At 40.4% G+C, this 17,489-nt stretch carries 15 protein-coding genes and 1 tRNA gene; 14 read left to right on the top strand and 2 right to left on the bottom strand.

Annotation, left to right across the window (positions count from 1 at the left end; genetic code table 11):
• Genes I6E80_RS06445 through I6E80_RS06420 form a run of 6 tightly spaced genes read left to right on the top strand, consistent with a single transcriptional unit; the run spans position 1 to position 7,961 of the window.
• Complete coding sequence (locus I6E80_RS06445; protein ID WP_197185167.1) at positions 1–2,124, top strand: hypothetical protein; 2,124 nt, start codon at positions 1–3, stop codon at positions 2,122–2,124.
• 2 nt (positions 2,125–2,126) lie between these two features.
• Positions 2,127–2,594: a hypothetical protein gene (locus I6E80_RS06440; protein WP_197185114.1), complete on the top strand. Its 468-nt coding sequence runs from the start codon at positions 2,127–2,129 to the stop codon at positions 2,592–2,594.
• 2 nt (positions 2,595–2,596) lie between these two features.
• Complete coding sequence (locus tag I6E80_RS06435) at positions 2,597–4,567, top strand: GDSL-type esterase/lipase family protein (RefSeq protein WP_197185113.1); 1,971 nt, start codon at positions 2,597–2,599, stop codon at positions 4,565–4,567.
• Between the two features lie 22 nt (positions 4,568–4,589).
• A complete protein-coding gene (locus tag I6E80_RS06430) occupies positions 4,590–5,081 on the top strand; it encodes a DUF1833 family protein (protein ID WP_197185112.1) in 492 nt (163 codons plus the stop codon).
• A gap of 59 nt (positions 5,082–5,140) precedes the next feature.
• Complete coding sequence (locus tag I6E80_RS06425) at positions 5,141–5,482, top strand: hypothetical protein (protein WP_182777675.1); 342 nt, start codon at positions 5,141–5,143, stop codon at positions 5,480–5,482.
• Positions 5,466–7,961: a host specificity factor TipJ family phage tail protein gene (locus I6E80_RS06420; RefSeq protein WP_197185110.1), complete on the top strand. Its 2,496-nt coding sequence runs from the start codon at positions 5,466–5,468 to the stop codon at positions 7,959–7,961. Before I6E80_RS06425 ends, I6E80_RS06420 begins: the two co-directional genes overlap by 17 nt.
• 174 nt (positions 7,962–8,135) lie before the next feature.
• On the opposite strand, the gene I6E80_RS06415 is transcribed toward I6E80_RS06420, so the two are convergent.
• Positions 8,136–8,212, bottom strand: a tRNA-Pro gene (locus tag I6E80_RS06415).
• A 110-nt stretch (positions 8,213–8,322) separates the two neighbouring features.
• A complete protein-coding gene (locus I6E80_RS06410) occupies positions 8,323–8,946 on the bottom strand; it encodes an arylesterase (RefSeq protein ID WP_101217503.1) in 624 nt (207 codons plus the stop codon).
• Here I6E80_RS06410 and I6E80_RS06405 point away from each other — a divergent pair, their 5' ends adjacent.
• The 8 genes from I6E80_RS06405 to tolA all read left to right on the top strand — a co-directional run bounded on the left by I6E80_RS06405 (position 8,947) and on the right by tolA (position 17,483).
• Positions 8,947–9,660 (top strand): ABC transporter ATP-binding protein, encoded by a 714-nt coding sequence (locus I6E80_RS06405; protein WP_008137049.1) that lies wholly within the window; start codon positions 8,947–8,949, stop codon positions 9,658–9,660.
• Entirely contained in the window at positions 9,650–12,151 is a 2,502-nt protein-coding gene (locus tag I6E80_RS06400) for an ABC transporter permease (protein ID WP_197185109.1), read from the top strand. The genes I6E80_RS06405 and I6E80_RS06400 overlap by 11 nt, the downstream gene beginning before the upstream one ends.
• Before the next feature lie 144 nt (positions 12,152–12,295).
• On the top strand, positions 12,296–12,820 hold the full coding sequence (gene ruvC, locus I6E80_RS06395; RefSeq protein ID WP_197185108.1) for a crossover junction endodeoxyribonuclease RuvC: 525 nt from the start codon (positions 12,296–12,298) through the stop codon (positions 12,818–12,820).
• A 2-nt stretch (positions 12,821–12,822) separates the two neighbouring features.
• A complete protein-coding gene (gene ruvA, locus I6E80_RS06390; protein ID WP_002960647.1) occupies positions 12,823–13,440 on the top strand; it encodes a Holliday junction branch migration protein RuvA in 618 nt (205 codons plus the stop codon).
• Positions 13,441–13,447: 7 nt separating this feature from the next.
• Positions 13,448–14,455 carry a Holliday junction branch migration DNA helicase RuvB gene (ruvB, locus tag I6E80_RS06385; RefSeq protein ID WP_197185107.1) on the top strand — a complete coding sequence of 336 codons (1,008 nt, stop codon included), beginning with the start codon at positions 13,448–13,450 and terminating at the stop codon, positions 14,453–14,455.
• 977 nt (positions 14,456–15,432) lie between these two features.
• Positions 15,433–16,137, top strand: a complete 705-nt coding sequence (gene tolQ, locus I6E80_RS06380) for a protein TolQ (protein WP_007580384.1) — start codon at positions 15,433–15,435, stop codon at positions 16,135–16,137.
• Positions 16,124–16,552 (top strand): protein TolR, encoded by a 429-nt coding sequence (gene tolR / locus I6E80_RS06375; RefSeq protein ID WP_007580386.1) that lies wholly within the window; start codon positions 16,124–16,126, stop codon positions 16,550–16,552. Before tolQ ends, tolR begins: the two co-directional genes overlap by 14 nt.
• Before the next feature lie 4 nt (positions 16,553–16,556).
• Positions 16,557–17,483 (top strand): cell envelope integrity protein TolA, encoded by a 927-nt coding sequence (gene tolA, locus I6E80_RS06370; RefSeq protein ID WP_076923801.1) that lies wholly within the window; start codon positions 16,557–16,559, stop codon positions 17,481–17,483.
• Positions 17,484–17,489 lie beyond the last annotated feature (6 nt).

Here is a 17,489-nt window from a genome sequence, read left to right as displayed (position 1 = left end):
ATGGCATCAATTGCAACGCTCACTATCGATTTAATCGGTAAAAGTGGCAAGCTAACTGCTGAGCTCAATAAAGCCAATAAAAAAACCTCATCGTGGGCTGATAAAACCCGCAAAATGGTAGGCAGTAGCGCTAAAGTAATGGCGGGGTTTGGTGCGGCAGGAGTAGCCGCGTATGCCTCTATTTATGCAAAAAATGCTGAGTTTATTGATCAACAAGCTAAAACAGCCGACCGTTTAGGTATTACTACTCAGGCTTTAGGTGGTTTGCAGCATGCCGCTAATTTATATGGTGCTTCTAACGAAGAGCTAAATAAATCACTGCAAACCATGCAAAAAAACCTAGGCCAAGTGGGGCAAACGGGCACAGGTGAAGCTAAATATGCGCTTGATGGTTTAGGTTTATCGGTTCAAGAGTTGCAAGGCCTGGCGCCAGAAGAGCAATTTAAACTGATTGCCGACAAGCTCAAAGGCGTTGAAGACCAAAGCCAAAAGGTTTACCTAGCACAAAGCTTAATGGGTAAGTCGGGCGCTAAGATGATCAACGTGATGGACGCTGGCGCTGATGGCATAACCGCCATGATGCAAGAAGCCGATGCTCTGGGTATGACGTTCGATCGCATCGATGCCGCTAAAGTCGAAATGGCAAACGATGCATTCGATAAAGCTCAAAAAACCACACACAGTTTTGGCCAAACACTAGCTATTGAAACAGCGCCTATTATTGGCGCTATTTCAGATATGTGGACCGAATCAGCAAAAGAAGCCGGTGGTTTTGGTTCTATTGCTCAGCAAGTAGTTACTAAAGTAGCCACAGGCATTGGCTTTTTAGGTGATATGGGCCGTGGTTTACAAGTTGTTTTTTTGCTTTTAAGGCAAGGTGTTGCTGAACTTGCAAATGTAGCAGTACAAAAATTTGCAAATATTGCTCGGGCAATAAATCCCGTACTTGAAGCTTTAGATATGGAGTCTTCAGGTTTAAAAGAGCTTGAATCATTTGGCGATTCATTTTCAGCTACAACTGACAAACTAGCTAAGGAACTTAGTGACTTATCAATGGCGCCTATGCCATCAGAGAAAATTAAAACGTGGATTGCTGAAGTACAAGACAAGTTTCAAGCCGCAGCCGAAGAGCAAGTAAACAATCCAAAAAAGAAAGACCTTAGTGATTTACTGGTAAACACGGACCCTAAAGCAGCGAATGAAAAAGCGCAAAGGCTAATTGAATCAGCCCGTAGCCAATATCAACAAATATTTGATGCGCAATTAGCACAAGATGGCAAAGAAGTAGAGCTCGAGAACCGTCGTTTTGAGCGTAAACAGCAAGAAATGGAACGTGAATTTCAGTTACTGCGTGATAAAAACCTCATCACTACTGAGATAGAAGCAGAATACAACACAGCCAAAGAGCAAGCCTTAGCCCAACATGAGCAAAATATAAGCCTTATTAAGCAAGAGCAGCTTACCGCTCGGGAAGAAAAAGAACGCGAGCACCAAGAAAAGCTAGCCGAAGGTGAAGCGCAGCGAAACCAAATGATGCAAGAAGGCTATAACGGCTTGCTTAATGTAATGGGTGGCTACTTTGACGGTATGGAAGGCAAAAACGCCAGCTATGCCAAGTCAGCTATGGCTATAGGCGAAACAATGCTTGATGAAGAAAAGCGAAATTCAATGCAAAGTATTTGGACTAATACTTATGACACCGCAATGAAAGCTTATGGTGCGCTCGCTGACATCCCCTATGTGGGGCCTGTTCTAGGTGCAGCTGCTGCAGGTGTCGTTATAGCTGCCGGTGGTCTTTATGCTGCAAAAGTCGGTGGTTTAGCCTCTTTCGATGGTGGTGGTTATACATGGGATGGCCCACGAAGCGGTGGTCTAGATGGCAAAGGCGGCCAGTTGGCCATGCTACATCCTCAAGAAACCGTTGTTGATCACACAAAAGGGCAAAGCTTGGGCTCTAGTGTCACTGTAAATGTGATTGAAGATGCTAGCCGTGCAGGCTCGCAAAGTCGAAACCAGCTCAATGGTGAAGATGTTATTAACATATTTGTGAGTGATATCCGCCAAGGTGGCGAGACGTCCTCTGCACTTGAAAACACCTATAGCTTACAACGGCAGGGGGTATAAACGTGCTAGTAAAATACCCAAAAGATTTAAAACTGCCACTCGTTTCAAGCCATCGGTTATCACAAAACTCTAATTTATTACGCACAGACATGGCAAGCGGCCGCGCTCGCCAGCGAAAGCGTTTTCAGTCGGTACCCACCACTATGGGCGCAACCTGGAAACTCAATAAATACCAAGCACAAATACTCGAAGGCTTTGTAACCCACGGCGTTAACGATGCTGTTAACTGGTTTTTAATGCCAGTTCGCACCCCTGAGGGCGTAATTGAACATGAAGTGCGGTTTATTCAAAGCCCGCTTGAGTCCTGCACCTACAATGGCGGGTTCTGGAACTATAGCGCGAATATCGAGATTAAAAAAAGACAAATAGTGAGTGAGGAAGCGACAGCTAACCGCTTGCTTGAACCAAACACAATTGAACAATTTGTTAATGGTGTTGAAAACGCCTTAAGTACTTATCAGGAGATTTAGACATGGCATCCTTTTTTAGTTTAGTAACCGAGCTTGAAACGCTGTTGGAGAAGTTGAATGGAATTTTATCTGGTGATGAAAGTACAACAGTTTTGATTGATGGCGAAAACAAGCCAAGCATTACAAAAAAGACTGTTGATACAATTAATAGTCAAATACAGATAGTTATAGATGCGGCGGCTGACATTGATACGGTAAAATATTCAAATGAAGCTGCTGGTTTGGCAGCTACAATTGATGGTCAGTATTTTAGTGTTGTTAGTAACAAGGCTGACAGCTATTTAGACTTATATAAGAATGAGAGTGGCTCATCTGTATTTAAAAAGTCTTATCCGAATATTGATTTTGTAAAAGATGGTAACAACATCAATCCTAGAACAATTAAAGCCATATCAACAGACTTTTCCGAAAAGCTGACTACATCAAAAAATCTTTTTGACTACAAAGCTACTGTTAATAGTTCTAATTTAAATAATGCAACAGGAGCTTTAGTCAATGATGATTTAAATGTGACTAGTGAATATATAAAAGTATTGGCTTCAACTAGGTATAGAACAAATTATAGCGTCAGAGTGTGTCAGTATGACGAGAATAATAATTTTCTTACTTCAATTAACTCTACACAAGATATAACAATAAACTCATTAGCCGCATATATTAGAATCTCAGTAAATAAAAGCAACGCTAATGATTTATCCATAGAGCAAGGCAGTAGCATCCCTGTATATAGTGAGTATGATTACGTTACATCAATCAAAAATTTATTGATTAGCTCTGAAAATGTAAAAAAAATAGCCGAAGAAGCGCTAATATCAGCCAATAACTTAGCTTTTAATGGCGACTTTCAGAGTGCATCAGGGTATTTGTTTGGGACCGAAACAGAATACAATGTTGTAGATAATAAGATGATATTAACAGCATTATCATCATCAACATTCGAAGTCTATAGAACAATTACCGCAGAGCCAGAACACAAGTATTATGTAGCGATACATATGAAGTCGTCATCAGGTGAAGATGCGTTATATATATCAAACCCTACATTATTAAAATATCACAGTGGCTCAGGACATAAAGAAAGACTCTCGCTCATAACGACTCCTGAATCTAATAGCTTTGCTGTTAGATTGTTAAATTCACCACGAACAGGTGATATATCGTTATCACCTGTTGAACTATCTGAATTTTACATTGTAGATTTAACCGACAGTTTTGGTGCTGGCAACGAGCCGTCAATAGAAGAGTTTGAAACATTATTGGATTTTTATGGGCAGTGGTTTTATGGTAACCAAGTTTTAGTTGACACTAAGGCATTATTCAATGCTATTGAGAAGATAAAAAAACCTGATAATTCAAACGTAAAATGGTGTGCTATGGGTGACAGTATTACCGAAGGCGCTCTTGAATATCCCCATCGTGCAAATCAGCTTTTAAATTACGCACTTGTTAATGAAGGTTTTGGGGGGGCATCGATGTCATTGCGCAGCAATGAAAATGAGTCTTACAATCCAAAATCTTTTGTATACAAAGCTAAAAACTCAATAAATTGGATTGATTATGATGTCGTTACAATTTTTTATGGCACAAACGATTGGAGTAACAGTGTACCAATTGGCACACCAGCCAGCTTGAATGAATATGAATTTTGCGGTGCATTAAATGAAGGGTTACAAGAAATTTATAATCAGAACCCAACGATTAAGGTAATCTTAGTAACTCCAACATTTCGACGAAATACACTAGCTAACACAAACTCGCTTGGATTGCATTTAGAGGATTATGTGAATGCAATTAAAGAGCGCGCGTTAATATATCGAACACAAGTTATCGACCTTTGGGGGATATCTGGGTGGAACTATTACACCACAGAAGCTTACACATCTGACGGGTTGCATCCAAATGAATTAGGGCAGATAACATTAGGTAAAATTTTCGCAAAAGAAATGCATCACTTATCGACCATCCACTTCTAACAATAAATGCGGTAAATTATATATGAGCCAAGTACTCCAACGCGTTTACGCCAGCGCCCCAGTAAATGACTTGCCAATTCACACATTAGAACTTCAAGCCGATTCCCTATGGGAGCTGAGGATTTGCGATGGCTTTGATGATGTGACGGCAGGGATTGAAGGGGGCGAAATGGTCACCTTTTTAGCCAGCGGGATGGGGGTTTCGCTCCCAGCCCGCGGGGTAAAAGGGCGGCAAGACTTACAATTTCAAATTGATAACGTCACTGGCGAAGCACTAACCAAAGTAAATCAAGCCATCGATGCGGGCGTGACAATTAAAGTAATCTACCGTGTTTATACGGTAAGTGATTTAACAGAACCTGCAGAGCCGGCGATTGAAATGAAAGCAGTTGATGTTCAGGCCACTGCGCTAAGCTTAAATGTAGTTGCTTCATTTAATGACTTGGTAAACAAAGCCTGGCCTAAAAACCGCTATACCCCTTCCATCGCCCCAGGGCTTAAATACTTCAGCTAAATATGAGTTATACAATTAATGACTATTTAAGTGTTCCCTACGTGAATGAGGGGCGCGATATGTCTGGATTTGACTGTTGGGGGCAAACTCGTCACCGGCAGCACTATGGTTATGGAAATCCGCTTTTTGAATCGTTTGGGCATATTAACCCAGACGATAAATATTCCCTCACTAATGCTTACTTCCAGATAGTTAATCAATTTGTTTTATGTGAACCAAAGCCAGGCGCTGTTGTATGCGGTTTTAAAATGGGTAACTTAATTCACATTGGGACAGTTGAACACATTGATGGCCAATTGGCTGTTTTACACACATCACGTAGGAAAGGTCCGTCAATTGTTAGCGTTGACGACTTTAAACGCTTATTTATTGAGGTTAAATTTTATGAATACGTGGGTTGATATAAAAGTTTACCCTAACAAGTTAGATCCTTCCGTCATGGAAATGTGTAAATGCGAACTTGGCCTAACATTACATGATTGGCTGACTACAAATGTACCTGATTACTTTGAAAGTGATGAACCGCTTTTTACAGTAATAGTAAATAGTAAAATACTCGTCCCAGAAAACTGGAAAACCTATCAATTTTCACAGAATGACGATGTAAGTATTATTGTTGAACCAAAAGATCCAGCCACAATTGCCTATGCAGTCATTGCCATTATTGCAGTGGGTTACGCGGTTTACACTGCAAGTCAGATCCCTGATAACTACAATTCAACGACCCCAGATGGTAGTAGTATTTATAATGTAAATGCACAGGGTAATAAGCCTAAACTCATGGGGATTATTCCCGAAGGAGCAGGTCGGCATTTAATTTATCCTGATTATTTAACAATGCCGCGCCGAGAATATATCGATAACGAGCAATGGCTTTATTTAATGCTATGTGTTGGTGTTGGTGATTATGAAATATTGCCTGAAGAAATATTTATTGCTGACACACCTGTAAGCAGATATACCGGTGATGTTGATTATCAGATTTTTAGGCCTAGCGAAAATGTAACTAGCCACGAAGCTTATCGCAATGTTTTTACATCAAGTGAAGTTGGCTCAACATCAGGAAGCACAGGTATTGAGCTTAAAGGTGCTGTTACAAGCTCTGGTGGTAACAATAGCACGTACTTTTATACATTTATAAACGACACGTTAGTTGTGTATGTGGCTGAATACGAGCCAGAGATAGGGCCTATTCGATACAAAACAGTGCCGCCGTTTGATGTTGGTGAAATACTAACAATTACAGGATCTATAGAAGGGCAAAACGATGGCTACTATGAGCTATTAGCCAAAAGCTCAAATGGGAGCCAAGTAAATAAAGTCGACAGTCAATTTCAAGACGACCCCACATGGACTGAGTTTGTTACAGAATATGACTCTAGCGCAGCAGTGGATGCAGAGGAGCGTGGTGGAGATGGTCAGTTTAACGGTCCTTTTTTCGCGTGTCCTGATGGCGAGTTAACAGATAAGTTATGGTTAGATTTTTATTTACCTAAAGGTCTTGGTGAACTTGATGATGATGGTAATTTTTTAAGTCGTAGTGTTACTGTTCGAATTGAGTATAGGGCAGAAGGTGCGCAAAACTGGACAGCGTTACCTGATCAAGTATTTTCAAATTCAACTAATGACCAGTTAGGGAAAACAATACCGTTTACACTGCCATTGTTGATGCGCCCTGAAATACGCGTTAAGCGCGTAACAGCCGCCAGTGATGACACTCGCATTTATGATGATGTATTTTGGACAGCATTAAAAGCTGAGTTGCAAAGCGCCACAAGCTACGATGGCCTAACTACTATTGCAGTAAAAATTCGTGGTACCAATGCATTAGCCGGCTCTGCTGAGAATAAATTCAAAGTAATTGGCACCCGAATTTTACCTGTATACGAAAACGGCGTGTGGAGCTCTCCAAGGCCAACAAGAGATATAGCGCCTTTTTTTGCGCATGTAATACGAAGTTCAGGACACAGTGATAGTAAAATAGGACTTCAAGCACTCCAAACATTACACCCCGTTTGGCACAACCGAAATGATGAGTTTAATGCGGTGTTTGATAGTGAAAGCACCATGTTTGAAGTCTTAAAGCGAGTCTTAGCAGTTGGGTTTGCTGAACCAACAATCGATTATGGCCAAGTCACTCCTGTACGTGATCAAAAGAGAACGATATACCGGCATATGTATCAACCTGATAACTATGTAGGTATGTTAAAACGCTCTATGAAACTCATTGATGACGACGAACCAGACGGTGTAGAAGTTGAGTACTTTGATCCTGTAACATGGAAGTCAGAAACAATCCTGTGCTTATTACCTGGTGATTTAGGTTTAAACCCTGAAAAAGTCAGAGCGTTTGGCATTACAAGCAGAGATAAAGCGTATCAATTTGGCATGCGTAAACGCCGTATTCGCCGCTATAGACGCACTCGCTTTGACTTCAAAACAGAAATGGACGCACTCAATTCACGTTACCTAGATTTCTGTGCACTGGCAGACGATATACCAGGATATGAACAAAGCGGTACTGTGGTGGGTTATGAGGGCCGTTCAATTTATGTTGATCATATTGGTCTAGAGTGGCAGAACGGCCAATCTCATATATTGGCACTTAGAAAACCAGACGGCACTTTATCCGGACCATACAACGCGACACAAGGAAATGCCAATAATGAGGTAATAATCGATGCTGACTTAGATTTTACTCCAGTACTGGACGGTTCAATAGAACCACCACTGTACATGTTTGGTATTAAAGAACGTTGGTGCAACGGCGTACTGATCCGCGATATAAAACCATCTTCAACAGAACAAGTTAGCGTAACAGCAGAACTAGATGATGATAGAGTTTATTTAGACGACGACAGTTTAGCACCGGCAGCGTAGATAAAAATACTTAGTAAAGAATTGCTATTTAATTAGTTTATCTAATGGCAAAAGGTAAGGATTTTGAAAGCGTTTAAAATTAATAATACAAATATAATACAAATCTAATACAAATAGATTTTTAGAAGTTGGCTTTTAATTTTGTGTAAGTGTTGGATATTAAAGGGGAATAAATGGTCGGTATGGAGAGATTCGAACTCTCGACCCCTGCCACCCCATGACAGTGCGCTACCAAGCTGCGCCACATACCGATTTGTATGCAATAGTACGTGTATTTTTTTAAAAATCAATAAGCGATTGTTTGTTTGAGTGTTTATTACGCAAGAGACCTAAAAAGGCACTCTTGCGGTGTACTAATTGGCTAGTCTTTATTTAACCACTTTTTGATCGAGTCATACATCTCATCGCGTATTAATGGCTGAGCTTTTTTGTTAGGGTGTAAACTATCGTTTTGCATTAGCTCAGGCTGACCAGCAACATCGAGCATAAAAAAGTTCATTAAATGCGCATTTGTTTCTTCGCTAACGCGCGAGAAAGTGTCTGTAAACATTTTGCTGTAACGCGGACCGTAATTAGGGGGAATGTAAATCTCCATTAAGGCGGTCATCGCATTAGCTGCTTGGCTTTTTTGAATAAGAGACGTTAAGTTAGTTTGCATTTTTTTGACTGGAAAACCACGTAAACCGTCATTAGCACCTAGCTCAATAAGTACATGAGTGGGTTCGTATTGCTCAAGCAATGCATCTAAACGGCGTAGGGCTCCACCAGATGTTTCGCCACTAATACTGGCGTTGATAAGTTCAATGTCGGCGTGTTCGTCATCGTATTTATCTTGTAACAATTTTACCCAGCCTTCTTCTTGTTGAAGTCCGTAGGCTGCACTTAAACTGTCACCGAGTATTAAAATCGTGTTGTCGGCTGCTGCGCTCAGCGGTTTGATAACTAAAAATAAAATGAATACTAAACGAAGGATTGAATGAGTCATATGTCAGCGCTTTCTCAATTAAATATAATTCAGGTTAATGGTTTGTCTAAAGTAGTCTCTACCTTTGAAGGTGAGCTGCCCATCCTCAGCGACATCAGCTTTAATGTCAAGCATGGCGAGTCTGTTGCTATTGTTGGCACGTCGGGCTCTGGTAAATCAACGTTACTCAGTTTATTAGCAGGGCTGGATACCGCAAGCAGCGGCGAAATATTTTTGGATGGCGAGCCATTACACAATTTAGATGAAGAAGAGCGTGCTGCACTGCGCGCGGCTAAAATTGGATTTGTGTTTCAATCGTTCATGTTAGTACAAAGCTTAACCGCACTAGAAAACGTCATGCTACCAGCAGAGCTTGCTGGCGAAAGTGATGCGAAAGAGCAAGCAATTGCTTTGCTTGAAAAAGTAGGCTTGAGCCATCGAATTGATCATTACCCGTCGCAACTTTCTGGCGGTGAACAGCAACGTGTTGCTATTGCGCGAGCATTTATTGGTACACCTAAAATACTGTTTGCTGATGAGCCTTCGGCTAACTTAGACAGCAAAAACGGTAAAATGATTGAGTCGTTATTATTTGATTTAAACACGCAACACGGCACTACGCTTATTTTGGTGACTCACGATGAAGGGCTTGCACAAAAATGTGAGCACATTATTCAAATAGAGGCGGGTTTACTAGTAAAAAGCCAAGTAGAGGACGTTGCTAATGTGGGTTAAGTTAGCGCTTAAGTTATTTTCGCGAGAATTTCGCCGTGGTGAGCTAACAGTTATAAGCGCAGCTATCGCCCTTGCTGTTTTAACCGTGCTTACACTGTCTATGGTTACTGAGCGAATAGGGCAAAGTATTGCGCAAAAAAGCAGTGCTTTTATTGCAGCAGACCGTGTACTTGCAAGCGATCATGTTCTCGACACTGCTTTTATTACTCAAGCACAGAGCCAAAATTTAAAAACGGCGCAAATGGTGTACTTCGACACTATGTTGTTTGCCGATGATGAAATGCAGTTTAGCTCAGTAAAAGCGGCATCTAATGCGTACCCGCTAAAAGGGCAGTTAAAAGTTAAAGATACCTTAACAGGTGAAACTAAAGTTGCTAATAGCGGGCCAACGCCTGGTAATGTGTGGCTAAGTGAGTCGGTATTTTACAGTTTAAACATTGATATAGGCGCGCAAGTAGAGCTTGGTGCTGCATTATTTAATGTTTCAAAAGTTATTGTAGAAGAGCCCGATGCGCCATTTAATGTATTTTCGAGCAGCCGCCGCGTGCTTATCAATATTGACGATGTGGCAAAAACCGAAGTTGTGCAGCCAGGTAGTCGTGTTTATTATCGCCAACTTTACGCAGGTAGTGAGGCCGATATAAATAGCTTTTACGAGTGGCTTAAACCACAAATGAAAGAAAACCAACAATGGTACGGCGTTAAAGACCGTCAATCACCTATTTCAAATAGTTTAAACCGTGCAGAGAGCTTTTTATTACTTGCCGGCCTATTAGGTATTATTTTAGCCGCAGTGGCTATAGCCGTTTCAGCAAAACGTTATTGTGAACGCCAATACGATCCAGTAGCGATGATGAAAACGCTAGGCGGTAGCCGCTCAATGATCCGCAAAATATACATGCTGCATTTATTGCTTGTGTGTGCAATGGCGGTAAGTATTGGGCTGTTAATTGGTTATGGCTTGCAAGAAATAGCAACAAGTTACTTATCAAAAAGTATGGGCACAGAGCTACCTTTGGGTGGCTTTAAACCTTGGCTGGTGGCTATAAGCACTGGCGTAATTTGTGCCGTTATGTTTTCTATTAAACCGTTATTTGATTTATTTGATATTCCACCGCTTAGAGTGCTGCGCCGTAACTTAGGTGACAAATTGGCAGTAAGTCGTGTGCATTTAGGAATGAGTGCGCTAACCGTGTTTTTATTAATGTGGTTATTCAGTAACAACATAAAAATAACGCTTATTTTGTTTATATCAACACTTGCGCTAATTGGTGTGTTGTTTTTGATATCTAAATTAATATTTGGTGGCGGTCGAAAGCTTGGCTTAAAACCAGGTAACAGTTGGTCGCTTGCAATTGCATCTATTCAAAAGCGTGCAAATGTGAACGCGGTACAGTTAATTAGTTTTTCGTTAGCGATTAAATTACTGCTGTTTTTAGTGGTACTTAAAAACGACATGATATCTGATTGGCAGTCGCAACTTCCTGCCGATGCGCCTAATGCGTTTTTAGTTAATATTACGCAAAATGAGCTTGAGCCAATTAATGAATATTTAGCTCAAAAAGATATTCAAGTATCAGAGTTTTATCCCACTATTCGTGGGCGCGTAAATGCGGTAAACGGCGAGTTGGTAGCACGTTCTGTATCGCTGCAAGACAACGAGAAAAAAGACGAAGAAGCCCGTGCAGGTATTGGCCGTGAGCTAAACCTTACATGGCTTAAAGATGTGCCTGACCAAAATGAAGTAACACAAGGCACGTGGTTTGGTGAAAATGCGATGGCTGAAGCCTCAGTAGAGGAGTCGATGCTTGAGCGTTTAGATGTTGAGATAGGCGATACGCTTACATTCTTAATTGGTTCGCAGTCGTTCGACGCTAAAATCACCAGTGTGCGAAAAGTTAATTGGGCCACGCTTAAACCTAACTTTTTTATTATTTTAAGCCCTGATGTACTTGCAGATTTTCCTGCAACGTATATTTCGTCGGTACGTATAAACCCAGAGCAAAAGCGTGACTTTAGCCAGTTATTGCGTACTTACCCTACTATTACAGCAATTGACATTGATAACTTTGTTAAGCAAATACAAACAACTATTTCGCAAGTATCACTCGCTATTGGCTTTGTACTTGCAATTGTTGTGCTGTGTGGTGCGCTTGTACTTATATCGCAAGTTCAAGCTAGTTTAGGTGAGCGTATGCAAGAAATTGTAATACTCAGAACGCTTGGCGCTAAAAGCCGATTAATTAAAAACGCGACCCTTTATGAGTTTTTATTACTAGGCGGTTTAGCTGGTTTAGTTGCTGCATTTTTTAGTGATATAGCGCTTTTAATTGTGCAACAACAAATGTTTGATTTAGCCGGTAAGCTACACCCGCACATATGGATTATTGGGCCGGTAGCTGGCGGTGTATTTGTAGCGGGTTTAGGTTATTTAATGATTGCCCGAACACTCAAACAAAACACCCAAGGGTTAGTGCGCGCCCTAGGGTAAGCTTAAACTAACTTAACACGTATTGGATTAAGTATTAAATGCCCACCTAACACGTGGGCATTTTTGTTTTCTTTGTACTGGTAATTTATACAGTGCTCTGGCATTATTAGCGTAATTTAAAAATAACAATAATGAGAATGCAGTTTGGCCATTATTTTAGGGATTGATCCTGGTTCACGCTTGACCGGATATGGCGTTGTTGCCCACCAAGGTTCTAAATTTACATACTTAGGCAGTGGTTGTATTAAGTTAGCCGATCATCCTTTTCCGGTTAGGCTTAAAATGATCTATCAAGGCATTACACAGCTTATTGAGCAGTTTTCGCCAGAAACCTTTGCCATTGAAAAAGTATTTATGGCGCATAACCCCGATTCTGCTTTAAAGCTTGGCCAAGCTAGAGGCGCTGCGATTGTGGGTGCAGCAATGGCTGACTTACCCGTATTTGAATACTCAGCTAGACAAATTAAGCAAGCAGTAGTAGGTAACGGCGGCGCTGATAAAACACAAGTGCAACACATGGTAAAAAATATTTTAAAGTTGCCTGGCACGCCACAAGCCGATGCAGCTGATGCACTCGCTATTGCGATTTGTCACGCTCACTCAGAACAAAATTTAATTAAACTAGCGGGTAACGCAAGCAAAACCGTTAGAGGACGTCTAAGGAAATAACTATGATAGGCCGCTTAAATGGTATTTTAGTCGAAAAACAGCCACCAGAGATATTACTCGAAGTAAGTGGTGTCGGTTACGAAGTACAAATGCCAATGACCTGTTTTTACGATTTACCAAAGATTGGTGAAAACGCGATTGTTTACACTCACTTTGTAGTGCGTGAAGATGCTCAACTGTTATTTGGTTTTAATAATAAAGTTGAACGTGCCTTGTTTAGAGAGCTATTAAAAGCAAATGGCGTAGGGCCAAAACTTGGCTTAGCTATTTTATCGGGCATGTCGGCAAAGCAATTTGTAAGTTGTGTAAATAACGAAGACTCAACGTCGCTAGTTAAATTACCGGGTGTCGGTAAAAAAACAGCCGAGCGTTTAGTACTCGAAATGAAAGACAGACTAAAAGATTGGGGTAATGATTTATTTACGCCATTTAGCGACAGCGCAGTAATAGAGCCAATGAGCGATGCGACAATAGCTAATAACGCAGCCGATGATGCCGTATCAGCACTGCTTGCATTAGGTTATAAATTGCCACAAGCTCAAAAAGCAGTAAAATCGATAAGCAAACCCGATATGTCTACTGAGGTTCTTATTAGAGAATCTTTAAAATCTATGTTGTGAGTAACCCATGATTGAAGCGGATCGCTTAATTGACGCGACTGAAAAAACAAATGAAGACTCTATAGATCGTGCAATAAGGCCAAAACTTTTAGCCGACTACAGAGGCCAGCCTCATGTTAAGCAGCAAATGGAAATTTTTATTGAAGCTGCTCGCACCCGTGGTGAAGCGCTCGATCATTTATTAATATTTGGCCCACCAGGGCTTGGTAAAACCACGCTTGCAAATATTGTCGCCAACGAATTACACGTAAGTATTAAAACAACATCCGGCCCTGTACTTGAAAAAGCAGGCGATTTAGCTGCGTTACTTACTAATTTAGAAGAAGGCGATGTACTGTTTATTGATGAAATACACAGGCTAAGCCCGCAAGTTGAAGAAATACTGTATCCCGCAATGGAAGACTACCAGCTTGATATAATGATTGGTGAAGGCCCAGCTGCGCGTTCTATTAAATTAGACTTACCTGCATTTACACTTATTGGAGCAACCACCCGAGCAGGCTCGCTTACATCGCCCCTACGTGACCGTTTTGGTATTGTGCAGCGATTAGAGTTTTATTCTGTAGAAGATTTGTCGCACATAGTAGGGCGCTCTGCACATTATCTAGGTTTAGAAATGTGTGACGATGGCGCAACCGAAATTGCACAGCGTTCACGCGGTACACCACGTATTGCAAACCGCTTATTACGTCGCGTACGCGATTACACACAAGTAAAATCTGATGGTACAGTAAACGCCGAAGTAGCTAAGCGAGCGCTTGATATGATTGACGTAGATAAAAGTGGTTTTGATTATATGGATCGCAAATATTTACTCGCCATAATTGAAAAATTTATGGGCGGCCCTGTTGGGCTCGACAATGTAGCGGCTGCTATTGGTGAAGAGCGTGAAACAATTGAAGATGTGATAGAGCCATTTTTGATCCAGCAAGGATTTATTCAGCGCACTCCACGCGGGCGAATAGTGTCTGATAGCGCATACCATCATTTCGGTTTACTTCCTAAAAAAGACTAGCCTATACACATTACTTGCTGTGGTTTATTGCACAGCAGGTAACTGACTTGGTATCCCTTGCTTTGATATATTTATACGGCAGGTATTTTACCCAAAACCTCAACACACTGTTGCAAATGTTATTTCAAAATACCTATATGCTTTATAGTTAACTGTTAATTCACAGGGCGTTAAGACTCGCGAAGCTATCCTGCGTACCATTCAAACTAGTAACCGAATTACTTATTGTAAAATAGGCAGGGCAATTATTAGTTTATAAATAAAGTATGTAGCGCACCAAATTGCAGGCAAAAAAAAGCCCGCAAAAAATGCGGGCAAACAACAAGTTGAAGGAAGTAATCCAGGGAACTACGTTTTACTTAATTTGGTTTTATCCAGAAAGAGTAAAACAATGTAATACGATAAAATATCCTATTACTAAGAACTTGGCTTAATGAAGCTATCTCATTCAGTGCGCTAGTTCGGTATGGGAGAATAATACGTAAGTTTACTTTTTTGTTCAAACTAGAAAATTTGTATTTTCAGATTAGAAAAACTAATTCGGTGAATTTTATTGTTGTTTGAATCTTGTGCGTTAATTAATCGTTAAATTTATAAGTTAATGAAATTTATAACTTAAGTAATGAGTTCCGTTGTGACTCGGTATTAGTTTTACTATTACGTGAAGGTCATGCTCATAAGTTTTGAGTGTTTATGCTCTTATTTTGAATAAACGGCGCATTTTATGACGTTTTACCTATATATTTACGCATATTTGTAGTCAGCAAGTTTAGTTAAAAGATTAAATAAAATACTGAGACATAGGGAAATGCCAACTAAAGCTGTTTTTTTAACGTTTTTTGTTGCCTATTCATAGCAATACCGTTGTCAGCTTGAAATGGACTAGATACACTAGATGCAACTTTTGACCTTGTAAGCGGTCATATTTATACAAATTAATCAATTTGCCGTATTTTGAAATTACTTAGGAGTTTAACGTGGGATCAGGGCTTAATTTTTTAGACCTAATTTTAGAAGCAAGTTTGCTTGTTCAATTAGTAATGTTAGGGCTAGTTGCCATGTCTGTAATGTCGTGGACAATTATATTTCAGCGTAAAAAAGCAATATCAGATGCACTATCAAATGCTAAGAAATTTGAGCAAAAGTTTTGGTCTGGTATTGATTTAAGCAAATTGTATAACGAAATATCATCACGCAGCGGTCAGTCTCAAGGTATCGAAGCACTATTCACTTCAGGCTTTAAAGAGTTTGCTCGCCATAAAAAGAATACATTTCAAAGTGCGAGTATTGTTATGGAGGGTACGCACCGTTCAATGCGTGTTGCACTTTCTCGTGAAATTGAAAAAATTGAATCTAGCTTATCGTTTTTAGCAACAGTAGGTTCTATAAGTCCGTACATCGGTTTGTTTGGTACAGTGTGGGGTATTATGAATGCCTTTATTGCACTTGGTGAAGTGAAACAAGCTACATTACAAATGGTAGCTCCAGGTATTGCAGAGGCACTTATTGCGACTGCTATGGGTTTATTTGCGGCAATTCCGGCCGTTATTGCTTATAACCGCTTTTCAAACAGTGTTGAAAAGCTTGAGTCTCACTATATTAACTTTATGGAAGAGTTTGCTAATATTTTACACCGTCAAGCAGCTACACAAATAGAGGCACAAGCGAATGTATCAGCGTAAAAAGCGCCGTCCGGTCGCAGAAATTAATGTAGTACCTTACATTGATGTAATGTTGGTACTACTAATTATATTTATGGCTACAGCACCGCTGATTACACATGGTGTAAAAGTTGATTTACCTAAAATGGAAGAGTCTGATTTAGTTGATACTAAAGATACTCCGCCCATTATTGCTTCAATTGATGCAGAGGGTAAATATTATGTGAGCGTAGGTACTGATCCTGAAGAGCCTATGGAAGCACTTGATGTTGCTGCGGTTATAAAATTACAATTAATGAAAAACCCTGACGTACCAGTAATGATTAAAGGTTCTGGTAAGGTGTCGTATCAAGAAGTATTATTACTAATGGATTTTTTGAAAAATGCAGGCGTACCATCAGTAGGATTAATGACTGAATCCTTTGAGGGGAAGTAGCTGTATGAATAGTTCAGTAGTAAAATCGATAGTACTTCATTTAGGCATAGGTGGTTTTTTGTATGCGTCTGCAAACATTCACCCACCTGCGCCTAAGGTAATGGAAGTAACGCTTAATTCGGCTATACCCACCCCAGATAATGCGGTATCGGCTGTTACAGTTGATCAAAAGCAAGTTGAGCAAAAAATTGCTGAGCTTCAAAAGAAAGAAAAAGATAAAAAAAGTGCTGAAGACAAACGTATTCGTGATTTAGAACGCAGGGCGGCAAATGCACGTGAGCAACGCGAATCTGAATCTAGGCATATTAAAAAGCTAGAGCAAGAACGCAAAGCTAAAGAAAAAGAAACAGCCGAGGCTCAAGCACAAGCTAAAAAAGCACGTGCTATTGAGCAAAAAGAGCGCGCTAAAGCTAAGCAAGCTGAAAAACAAAAGCAAGAAGCTGAAAGTGCAGCTAAAGCTGCTGCTGATAAACGTAAAACCGAAGAAGACGCACTTAAAAAAGCAGAAGCTGAACGTAAAAAACGTGAAATCGAGGCAAAAGAGCGTGCAGCCGAGGCAGAACGTAAACGCCAGCAAGCGATGCAAGAGCAAATGCTACAAGAGCAACTTGCAAAAGAGCAGGCTGCCCGTAGTAAAATACGTCAGCAACAAGTGGTGAGCGAAGTTGATAAGTACCGTGCATTAATTATGGCGCGTATTCAACAAAACTTATTGATTGATGAAAAAATGAAAAACCAACAGTGCCGAGTCAATATTCGTTTAGGCTTTAATGGTTTAGTAACGCAAGTTAAATCATTAGGTGGCGATAAGTTAGTGTGTGAAGCTGCATTAAGAGCAGTGCGCATGGCTGACACATTACCGGTATCTAAAGATAAAGACGTATTCGAACAACTTAAGAATATTAATTTAACAATCAAGCCAGAGTTTTAAAGGAAT

Origin of the sequence: Pseudoalteromonas sp. NSLLW218, from assembly GCF_015864775.1 — a bacterium.
Lineage (GTDB): Bacteria > Pseudomonadota > Gammaproteobacteria > Enterobacterales > Alteromonadaceae > Pseudoalteromonas.
Note: the sequence above shows the minus strand (reverse complement) of the source record. Positions and strands in the feature narration are given on the sequence as shown.